Here is an 8,293-nt window from a genome sequence, read left to right as displayed (position 1 = left end):
AACTGCCCGCAGTGTTTGACACCCCGTCCTGTAGCGGGCGACGCGGCAGCCGTTGTTGATTGTGTCCGTTGATGTCAGCGGTGATCAGATGCTCGGTGGTCTCCGCTTCACCGATCGTCGCGCGGAAGGTGGCGTGACCGCTCCACGAGCCCGACGGAATAAGCTGCCGGCGTACCAGTTTCAAGGTCGGTGCGTGCTTGTACGGGCTGGGACCGATGTCCTCGGGGATGACAGGAACCGTTGCATGCATGTCGCCGCGCATTCTCAGCAGGCCGAGCAGTTCATCGAATACGGGTGAGCCAACGGCACAAAGCTCGGCGTCGGGATGCTGTTCCAAGCCGATCCGATCGAAAGCCAGGTGCATGACGGTGCGCCCACCAAGCTCTTGTTCAAATTCCTCGTCGAACTGGGCGGTGAGAAAGGCGCCCTCACCGTCACCAGTGTCATGGAGCACCGTGGCATCCAGTGCGGCAAGGACCTCGCGAGTCCAGGTTTGTACCCGACGCTGGCGCATTCGGGTACGCTCGCCGACCTCGGGCACCAACTCGCGGCTACCCGCCTTGGTCAGGTCCTTACGATGCTCAAACGCCGAGGCCATCCAGTTGCTGAGACCGCTGTCGGTCGCGATGAGTGTGGATGCACGATCGCGTGCCTGGGCGAGCTCCGTGCCCAGCTGGGTAAGCAGACCCTGCATCTTCGAATCGTTGTCAGCGAAAAGAGCTTCCATGACCCGTGTTTCGAAGGACGCCGACTTCGCATCATCTAGCTCGCCGAGAATTGTGGTGACCTGTCCGAACAGCAGCTCGAACATTCTCAATTTCAAGGCCAGCAGCTGATAGACACTCTCGTCGATAGTTCCCCGTGCGTAGAGGTTGGCGACGAATACCTCGTCCCTGGGCTGGGTCAGGCGGTCGACGCGGCCTATACGTTGCTCGATACGCATCGGGTTCCAGGGCAGGTCGTAGTTCAACACGCAGTTGCAGAACTGTAGGTTCTGTCCTTCGGCGCCAGCGTCGGTCGAGATCATGATCGGCGCTTCGCCGGACCGGAAAGCAGCGATGGTCTTGGCGCGCTCGCTGGGTGACATCGAGCCGTGGAACGAACGTGCCTGCAGCCCTTCCCTGTCTATTCGCCGCAGCAGTCCGGTGACGGTATCGGTGTGTTGGGTGAAGATGAGTACGCGCCCGTGTTCGCGCACCCAGTCGCGGGTGATTTCGATTGCCCTGTTCTCGCGGGCCGACCCCTGGATGTCCATGGCCAGATGTCCGACCTCGTTCAGGACGGACCGAACCCGCGGATTCGGGTGTCGCTCCGCCATCCGCATGGCGGTCGTGCCCATCGAAAACGGGCTCGCTGTCAGCCGCAGGGCCAAGCTGCGGCGGCGCATGGTATCGCCGCTGTCGACCATCACGTTGCGGAGGAGATCGGTGCTCAGCGCGTACAACTCGCGTTCACGTGGACCCAGGTCGACCGGAACATCGACGGCGCGCCGTTGCACTCGGTCGACCCCGGCTTGTGCGCGGGTGGTGCGGATCATGGCGCTGCTGATCAACCGACGCAGGGCGGCCGGGTCATTGGGGGTGCGCGGGTCGGACGATTTCATGAACTGATGCTTGAAATCGCTTGCAGAAGTGAACGTGCCGGGGCGCAAAAGCTCCACCAGGCGGTAGAGCTCCAGAAGATCGTTCTGTACAGGCGTCGCGGTGAGGAAGAAGGCGTATCGGCAGGCTGTCGTCAGGGAGGTGATCAGCTCCCGCGTCTTACGTGCGCCCGAGCCTGCTGCCCGGTGTGCCTCATCAACGATGACGATGTCCCACGGTTTCGCCGTCAGCTTGTGGAGCGAGTTGCGGCCCAGTTGGAGGGTGAGAATCAGCTTGTCCTGCTCGCCGACCTCCCGGCCGTTGAGTGCCACGTCAAATGTGAGGTCGAACTTGTGGTTCATTTCTTCGCGCCACTGCTCACGCAGCGGAGCGGGGCACAAGATCAGAACGCGTTTCGCCAGGCCACGCAAGGTCAGTTCTTTGATCGCCAGGCCCGCCTCGATGGTCTTGCCGAGGCCGACCTCGTCGGCCAACACAGCGCGGCCGCGCAATCGCGACAAAGCGTGGCGTGCAACAGCTTCCTGGTGCGGCATCCGGTCGACGTTGGCCACATCGACGGCCAGAAGCTCGTCGAAATCATCCAGAGTGGCGAGTTCTTCGCCTTGGAGCCGAAGCTCGACGATCTCCAGCGGATCGAACCCGGCTGCCTTGAGTTGATCACCAAGTAGTGCACGGGCTTCGGTGAGGAACCCGATGGATTTGTTCGGGCTCGACTTCCAGTCGTACTCCGAGTCCGCGTGGAACTGTCGATCGACAGTGCGACGGCGAGTGCTCTGGGTGCCCGTCTGAATGGTCGTGGTCGTGGTTGTGTGTGTGGGTGTGATCGTTGGCTGGTTCGTGGACTCAAGGGCAGTGCCCGGAGGAAGAATTGTCAACCGGTAGACCTGACCGACCAACCGGAGTCGCAGCAATCCGCGCTCCTGACCGTAGTCCTGCAGACGCTCGGTGAGTAGATCACCGTGGAGTTGCCGACTCCGTCCGCTCCACTGTGCATGGAACTCCTCGCCGTCGAGCTCCAGCGTGACCGTGGTGCTGTGTCCGGGCAGGGTCAGCGCGGCGCTTTCGCGTTCGGTCAGGGCCAGCTCACCGGATTCGAGGAGCTGGTGGGTGATTCGCTTCTCAATCATCGTTTGTCACCGTTATTCCGAGTGTCTGGGCGCCGACAGAAGTAAGTACCAAGGTTTGATAGGAGGTAGATGAGCCCTCGCGCTGAACCGATTTGCGTTCGATGTGACCGTCACGCAGAAGCTTGTCCACCGCTTCTTTCCAACGCTTCTCGCCGTTGCGGACGTGGCGGAGCGCTCCGAACTGGGGGCAGCTGAGTACTCCCGCGCCGAGCGGCCGCCCTTCGCCGAGGGAGTCCTTGCCGAGGACTGCAGCGCCCAGGCTGGTTTCGCCGTAGAAGCCTTTCCGGAACGCCGATGACCAGGCGACCGCCTGCAGCACAATCAGTTCGGCATTGACGAGAAGCTCTGGGTCGGCGACGAGATGGTCGGGTAGTGACGACCAGGGCGAGACCTCGCTGCTGCAGTGATCGCACGCCACGACACCTCGGCTGGTGCAGTCGCCCACAGTGTCACCGAAGTGGCGTCCGACGACGATGCGGCGACACGTGGATTGGTCTGTGGCGTAATCGATGATGGCGTCGAGTCTTCGCTGCTGCCACCGCTTCCAGCGGGCCGATTCTCGCTCCAGTGCCTGCTGCGAAGCGTGTGTCGACAACAGCTGCACGCGGCGGAGCCTGCGCGAGCTGGAGAACGTGATCAGCCGGTCGAGCGACCAGGCGATGAGTTGTTCCTCCAGCGTGTCTGGGTCGAACCCATGGTCGTCTTTGAGCTGTTGGAAGTCCAATTGGAGGCGAACATTCGGGCGGGCACGGAACTTCTTGTAGAACAGCTCGCGGTAAAGCCGTCGCTCGGTTTCGTCGTCGGGTTCGTGGAAGCCGACGTCGACTGTCCCCCTGGCAGAGCAGTCGAGACCCAACGTGAGGGCCCCGATGCGCTCGAGCTGCGCAAGCTGGACGTTGATGTCGTCGTCTTCGATGGAGAGTCGTTCGGCGAGCTCGTCGATGTCGAATACCCTGCTGCCACCACGCTCCTGGCATTGCCACAGGGCGGACAGCAAGCGTTGGGTGATCGCCGCATCCGCCTTGGCCTCGTGGGCGTTGACGAGTCGGCGCCGGCGAGCCAAGTCAGCTTTGGTGTACAGCAGGAGGCACTCGCCGGTGATGTTGGCCGACCGAGCGGCACGGCCGGCCTCCTGGGCGTATCCGTCGAGTGAGTCGGGCAGATCGTAGTGGGCCACCCAGCCGATGTTCGGTTTGTTGATACCCATGCCGAATGCTTTGGTCGCCACGATGATTCGGGTGGTATCCGAATCGAAGTCCTCTTGTGCGGCGTCACGCTGTTCGGGGACCATGCCGGCGTGGTAGGGGCGTGCGGCGTGGCCGGCTCGACGCAACATGGCGGCGATCTCTTCGGCTGACGAGCGTTTCGATACGTACACGATTCCGGGAACATCGCCTGACCAGGTGATGAATCGCAGCAGTTCACGAACCCGCTCTCGTTCGTTGACGCATTCGACGACACGGAACCGTAGGTTGGGTCGATCGCTGGGTTCACGGACAGTTGCCGGGTCGCGCATGTCCATCGCGCCGATGATGTCGGTGGAGACCTCGGGAGTGGCGGTCGCGGTCAGTCCCGCGCGTGGTGGGCGCGTGTCGAAGGTGGCGACCGAGGTAGGCACTTGGCGGAACTCCGGGCGAAAGTCATGTCCCCATACCGATACGCAGTGCGCCTCGTCGACGACGACGCCGTTGAGTTGTTGACGGCCCAGCGCCCGCCGCAGGATGGGATCTCGGGCAAGACGCTCAGGTGACACGTAGAGCAGTCGGACCTTGCCGTTCGCGGTGTCGCGCAGAATCTCGGTCTGCACCACTCGTGAGGTGGTCCCGGTGATGCCCTGCACCGGTCGGATGCCGCGCCGCCCGCGTAGGTCGTTGACCTGATCTTTGATGAGGGCGATCAATGGGGAAACGACTACGGTGGCACGGGCGTTGGGTGCCAACAAGGCGGGCAGCTGGAAGCACAGTGACTTGCCGAATCCGGTGGGCAGGACTGCCAGGATGTCTCGTCCTTCGGCGATGGCTCGCATGACTTCAAGCTGCTTAGGGTGCAGATTGGTTATGCCGAAAAGCTTTTCGGCCGCCTCGACGAACTTGCCGGTGGGGTCCTCACCCTCGACCAATCGCAAGCTTTCCAGAAGTTGGGTGACATCGTCCCGTCCGAAGGTGATCGCCTTGGACAAGTCTGGTGCGGTGCCGGTGACGAACTCGATCGCTGTGGTCCAAGCGTCGTCGCGATCTGTGGCCTCGTGGAGGCTTGGATGGGGCAGCGAGCCGAGGAGGACTCGCTGGGCCTGAGTGGGTGAGTGCAACCGGCGGTCGCACACCAGGGCGGCACCTTTGTCGGTCTCGGAACGGATGAGTCGACCGAAGCCCTGGGTGAACTGGATGGACGTCATCGGCAGGACGTATTCCAGGAATGGATCGCCGCCGCGCTCGGCGATTGCGCGCTGGCGTGCGGAAACCAGCGGATCGTCGGGATGCGGATAAGGCGGCTTCTCGATGAACAGGTAAGAGAGGGTCTCTCCGGGCGCATCGAAGCCTTCCCAATACGACCTCAGCCCATACAGCACGGTTCCCGTCTCGGCTCTGAACCGATGCGCAATCTGAGTACGGCCTTGTTCTCCTTGGACGAGCAATTCGACGCCGCGCCGGGTGAGCTCGGCGGCCCTTGTCCGTACGCCGTCGGCGATGGCTTCCATCCGTGAACGGGCGGCGAACAGACTGAGAGTCTTGCCCCCCGTCAGCGAGATGAAGCCGGTCTGGTCGGCGGCCATATCCTCGCAGAACTCTCGCTCGTTGACGGGGATGGGAATCGCCAAGTGGTTGGTGAGTATGACTTTCGACTGCTGCTTGTAGTCGAAAGGGGACCGGAGCGTGAGCCCGCGGAACGCATGGTCGTCGGGGTCAGGAGAGATCCTGACCCCTAGCCGGGAAGCGATGTAATCGAAGCGATGTTCAACCGTCAGCGTCGCCGAGCACAGCACGGTCGAGTGGGTCTGATCGACGACCTGCTGCTGGAACTCCGGGTACACGTGGATCGGGAGGCGCTCGAAAACCCACGCCGCGGCATCGTCTTCGTCGGCGCTGAGCAGGTAGACCCAGAGATGACTGTCGGGCAGCGTGCCGAGGGTGTCGAGCAGGTCGATGGCGTTGCTGATGCGCTCGGCATATCCACGCAACCTTTGCCTGGCGGAGTTCACCCCTGAGACGTCGGCAAGTGAACCTCGCAGGCCGCCGACCGCCTTGGCGAGCTGGACAAGTGCGTAGCGCACGGCGGCCGCGGCCTGCCGCAGTACGCGAAACTCGGGCCGATTGTTGACGACGCCGGTCCGAAGGACTGCCGCGTCGGCCTTGCCGACGTATTCGTGCAGATAGGTGTCGACCGCGGCGGCGAATGCCTCGGCAACCGGGCGGACCTGGCCTGACGCCGTGGTGACGGCTTGAAGGGCGTCTCCGAAGGTCGGGCTCCCGCCGGCTTTCGAGCGCATTTCACGGATAAGGCGTGAGCGGCGGGACAACACGTTGACCAGGATTTCGAGCTCGATGGCATCGACGCGTTGGGTCCACGCCGCGGTCAAGGAGTCTTCGAGCGCATGAGCCTCATCGAAGATGAGGTCGGCCCGGCCCTCGTCGAGCACGTCGCCCGGCGCCCGCCCGCCCTGCTGTTTGATCTTGACCCAGCTGGCGATGAGAGCGTGATTGACAGACAGCACTCCCGGTGACTTGTCGAGGTCTTTGATCTGCTGCATCAGTGGGCACACGGACGCCCACTTGCATGCCGCGCGATCGCATCCCGCCGAGTTGGTACGCAACCGGGCCCGAGTACGGGCATACCGCGTGTCGGGGCGCCGGATGACGTCATCGGTGACGTCATCCCATGTGCCCGTGGGCGACTCGGAGAGAGCCCGCAGCGCTACCGCCGCCGCCAAGCCGGAGATCTCTTTGTCGGGAAGCGCATCTTCGAGCTCACGTGCGCAGACATAGTTGCCGACGCCCTGGATTTGTCGGAACGGAGCGGTGAGTAATTTGTCTTTTTGGAGTTGTGCTGCTTCCTCTCGCAACTGGCTTTGCAGGGCTTTGGTCGCGGTGGCGATCACCACCGGCTGACGAGGGCGTGATGCCCGTCCGAGCGCGGGCAGTAGGTAGGCCAGTGACTTACCCGTACCGGTCGGTGCCTCCACTGCCAGGTGGCCGCCTGCATCGAGCACCTGGGAAACGGCGTGGGCCATCTCTTGCTGAGCGGGCCGGGACCGGAGGTTGCGTTTCTCGCGGAGGACCGGGAAGTTGTCGCGAGTGGCGGACCATGCATCGCTGGTGGCCGGCGCTGACGGGATGAGCAGCGGGTCCGGGCCACGAGTCAATGTCGAGATATCGGGTGGCGAGGAAAGCGACGGAAGTAGAAGCGCCAGGGGATTGGAATGGGTCTCCAGCATGCCGATGGCGAGCGGCCAACTGGGGTCGTCCATGTCGACTGCGGCGAGCAGCTCGCGAGCCACCGCGGCGGTCGCGGTCGCGTCGCAGAGCGCGCGATGAGGCCCGTCGTTGCCGATGCCGAAGCGCAGGGTGAGGTCCGCGAGAGTGCGGTTCGTCATGGCGACGTCGACGAGTAGTGACAGATGTAAGGTGTCGGCGCTGTGCGGGAACGGAGGAATCTCGATACCGGCAGCCTTGGCGGCATGCGTGATGAACGGCAAGTCGAACGCCAGCAAGTTGTGGCCGATGAGCAGGTCGACATCCTGCAGCGCCGTGGTCAAGGTGGCCAGTGCGTCAGCGAAGGGCATCGACGGCCTCAGGTCGTCATCGGGAACGGTCACGAACACGTCGGTCAACACCGTGCCGTCCAGGCGAACCAGCGCCATTTCGGTGATGAAATGGGTGGCCTTGTTCAGGCCCGTCGTCTCGATGTCGAGGACCGCAATGCGCTCGTGAGGAACGCGGGCCGTGTTCGGGACGTACCAGTCGTCGTCCACGGGATCTTGGTCGCGGTCGTTGTCGACGTTCTCCACTAGCGCGATGGTCAACAATCCGTCGGGCGTAACCCGAAACCGGTGAGAAAACCGATCAGGCCACTGTTGGAGCCGTTCCAACGGCTGTTTGAATCCTTCCGCGCTGAGCCGCTCCCGCAGGTCGGTGGCACTGAGCGGTCCGAACTCGGCGAGGATGCGGTGAGCTGTCTCGGCGGCGGGCGGTAATGGGCGGTCTAGGGTGCTCATGGCCGGGCTGATGTAGTGCGAATCAGCAAATTGGCGAACAGCACTCGGCGCTGCGGTACGTGCACCCTGACCACCCCCGGCCCACCCTGGAAGTTCATATACGGCCGCGTCAATATCGGGCGGTTGAGCGAACCATACTCAGTGCGTCGGACAACGTGGCGTCGGGGTGGTCAAAGCGATGACTGCAACCAATCCAGCCCAGCGGCATCGAACTGCTCGATACTGATAAGCCGGAGGATAGACGCAACATTGGTTACCGGTTGGCATTATGAAGAATGTCCACGCCTTGCGTTGTGCAAGTTCGGAGACGGATTTGGGGCCGGTGCTGGTGGCGAACTTCAAAGCCAGGCTAG

Annotated in this window: 2 protein-coding genes; both read right to left on the bottom strand. The window is 63.0% G+C overall.

The window, feature by feature from the left end; translation table 11 throughout:
- Window positions 1–2,512, bottom strand: a 2,512-nt coding sequence (locus A5779_RS24915; protein ID WP_236734869.1) for a DEAD/DEAH box helicase, incomplete at its 3' end; no start/stop codon positions are given.
- A 208-nt stretch (window positions 2,513–2,720) separates the two neighbouring features.
- A complete protein-coding gene (locus tag A5779_RS24910) occupies window positions 2,721–7,940 on the bottom strand; it encodes a RecQ family ATP-dependent DNA helicase (RefSeq protein ID WP_064886395.1) in 5,220 nt (1,739 codons plus the stop codon).
- Between the last annotated feature and the right edge of the window lie 353 nt (window positions 7,941–8,293).

It is taken from the genome of Mycolicibacterium peregrinum (assembly GCF_001665625.1).
GTDB classification, from domain to species: Bacteria; Actinomycetota; Actinomycetes; order Mycobacteriales; family Mycobacteriaceae; genus Mycobacterium; species Mycobacterium peregrinum_B.
Note: the sequence above shows the minus strand (reverse complement) of the source record. Positions and strands in the feature narration are given on the sequence as shown.